The organism is uncultured Campylobacter sp., from assembly GCF_938039245.1.
GTDB lineage: Bacteria > Campylobacterota > Campylobacteria > Campylobacterales > Campylobacteraceae > Campylobacter_A.
The window spans coordinates 1-2794 of sequence record NZ_CALHVN010000038.1 but is presented as its reverse complement, the minus strand read 5'-3'; the positions used below and the strand labels follow the sequence as shown (position 1 = coordinate 2794).

At 53.6% G+C, this 2794-nt stretch carries 2 protein-coding genes; both read left to right on the top strand.

Annotated features, from left to right (window positions below; genetic code table 11):
* Nucleotides 1-84: 84 nt before the first annotated feature.
* Nucleotides 85-639, top strand: a complete 555-nt coding sequence (locus Q0218_RS06570) for a DUF1287 domain-containing protein (RefSeq protein ID WP_297967750.1) — start codon at nt 85-87, stop codon at nt 637-639.
* A 38-nt stretch (nt 640-677) separates the two neighbouring features.
* Nucleotides 678-2702, top strand: a complete 2025-nt coding sequence (locus Q0218_RS06565; RefSeq protein ID WP_297967747.1) for a bifunctional alpha/beta hydrolase/class I SAM-dependent methyltransferase — start codon at nt 678-680, stop codon at nt 2700-2702.
* The last annotated feature ends 92 nt before the right edge of the window (nt 2703-2794 follow it).

Here is a 2794-nt window from a genome sequence, read left to right as displayed (position 1 = left end):
GGATGCTTGACCGTATGGACTCGCTGTGCTTTGCGGCGCCGATATTTTTTCACATAGTTAGATATTTTTACGCGTGAGGTTTTGATGAAAATTTGGAGCAAAATTTTACTTTTAGCGCTTGCGGCAAATTTTGCCTTTGCTTTTTCGACCGAAAAGCTCGTACAAGACGCTAGAGCGCAGGTCGGACGGACGCTGTTTTACGATCCTTCGTACGAGAGGCTAGCCTATCCGATGGGCGACGTGAATATGATAAGAGGCGTTTGCACCGACGTCGTAGTTAGGGCGCTGCGCGGGCAGGATATCGATCTGCAGCAGCTCATCCATGAGGATATGAGCGCGAATTTTAGCGTCTACCCAAAAAACTGGGGCGCGAAAAAAACCGACAAAAACATCGATCATCGCCGCGTACCAAACATCGCGACCTATCTAAAACACAAGGGTTACGAGGCGAAGGGCGAGTTTAAAGCAGGCGATATCGTGACGTGGCGGCTGGATAACGGCAGGCCGCACATCGGCATAGTTTCGGATAAATTTGCCGCTAGCAAAACCCCGCTCGTGATCCACAACATCGGGCTTGGCGCACAGGAGGAGGACGTGCTAAATGTTTACGAGATAACGGGACACTTTAGGATAAAATAAGTAAAAAAATCGATAAATTTAAGTAAGAAAGGCGAAAAATGGAGTTTAAAGAGAGCTATTTTATAACGAGCGACGGGGCGAGGATATTTTACAGATACCGCCTGGCTAGCGACGTAGCGTGCGAAAACCCGAGCGCAAATGAAGTAAATTTGAGCGAGGACGGCAAATTTGACGGGTCAAATTTAAGCACTGGGGTCGCAAACGAAACGTCAAATCTGACCGACGAGCAAGCAAGCGGCACAGACGAAAATGCGGAGCTAGGCTCAAGCGGCAAAGATAAATTTGATGAGCAAAATTTAGCAAACGGCGGCGAAAACTCGGACTCAAATTTAAACGAAGCCGGCAAATGCGGCGCGTCAAATTTGAGCGAAAACGCCGAGCAAAATCTCAAATTTAAAGCCGCGCCGAATGCCAAAGCCGTAGCGATATTTCACCGCGGACACGAGCACTCGGGCAGGACGACGCACGTGGCGGACGGGCTAGCGGACGAGAGTTTGAGTTATTTTGCGTGGGATCAGCGCGGACACGGCAGGAGCGAGGGCGAGCGGGGCGACGCGCCGAGTATCGGCCGACTCATCGCCGACGTGGACGAGTTTGTAGCGCATATCGAGCAGAGATTTGGCTTTGAGACGCAAAATCTAGCCGTGATAGCCCAGAGCGTGGGCGCGGTGCTGGTCTCGGCGTGGCTGCACGACTACGCTGTGCGCGTTCGCTGCGCGGTGCTGGCAAGTCCCGCGTTTAGCGTGAAGCTTTACGTGCCGTTTGCTAGAGCGGGACTAAAGGCGATTTACCGCGCCCGCGGAAATTTTTTCGTAAACAGCTACGTCAAGGCGCACTATCTCACGCACGACAAACAGCGTCAGGCCAGCTACGACGCCGATGCGCTCATCACTCGCGCGATCTCGGTGCGCATACTGCTAGGGCTTTACGAAGCGGCGCAGCGCGTGGTTTCGGATGCCGCCGCGATCACGACGCCTACGCTGCTGCTGATCTCGGGCGATGATTGGGTCGTGGAGCACGCCCCGCAGCACGAGTTTTACAACGCTCTTGGCGCGCGGGTAAAAAGGCGCGAGATTTTAGATGGATTTTACCACGATACGCTGGGCGAGAGCGAGCGGGAGAGGGCGTTTGAGATCGTGCGCGAGTTCGTCGGCGAGAGATTTAGCGCGCCTTTTAGCGAGGTGGACTGCACGCATGCGGACGAATACGGCTTTAGCCGCGAGGAGGCCGATAGGCTGGCTACGCCGCTGCCGAGATTCAGCCTGAAAAATTTGCGATTTAAATTCCAGCGGATATTTATGCAGGCGGTTTCGCCGTGGGTCGGCGGGCTAAAGATCGGCGAAAATACCGGCTACGATAGCGGCAGTACGCTTGATTACGTCTACCGAAACGAGCCGCAAGGGGCGAATAAATTTTTTAAATTTATCGACGAAATTTACCTAAACGCCATCGGCTGGCGCGGCATCAGAGAGCGCAAGCGAAATATCAAACTAGCCATCGATCAAGCCGTCGCAAAGCTACAGGAGCGCGGAGAGCCGCTACGACTGCTAGACATCGCCTCGGGGCACGGCAGATATATACTAGACGCCGCGCAGGGCCATAAATTTGAGCGCATAACGCTGCGCGACTACAGCGACATAAACGTAAAAGCCGGCAGCGAAATGATAAAGGAGCGCGGGCTAGAGGACGTCGCGAGCTTTACGCAGGTAAACGCCTTTGACGCCGCTAGCTACGAGGGCTTGCAGGACGCATATACGCTAGGCGTCGTGTCGGGGCTGTTTGAGCTCTTTCCGGATAACTCGGTCGTGCGCACCGCGCTGCAAGGCTTTTCAAGCAGCGTAAGAAGCGGCGGCTACCTCATCTACACAAATCAGCCGTGGCACCCGCAGCTTGAGATGATCGCGCGCGCTCTATCTAGCCACAGGCAGGGTGCGGCATGGATCATGCGCCGCCGCAGCCAGGCCGAGATGGATCAGCTCGTGGCAAATGCCGGATTTAAAAAAGTAAAAGAGTGGATAGATGGGGATGGGATATTTAGCGTGAGTTTGGCCGTTAAAATTTAAAAGCGGCTTGTCTTTTTGCCCTATACGTCGTTGGATTTAAATTTTACTCGGTCACTACCGACGAGGTAGCTCCCGTCGTAAAATTTAAATCC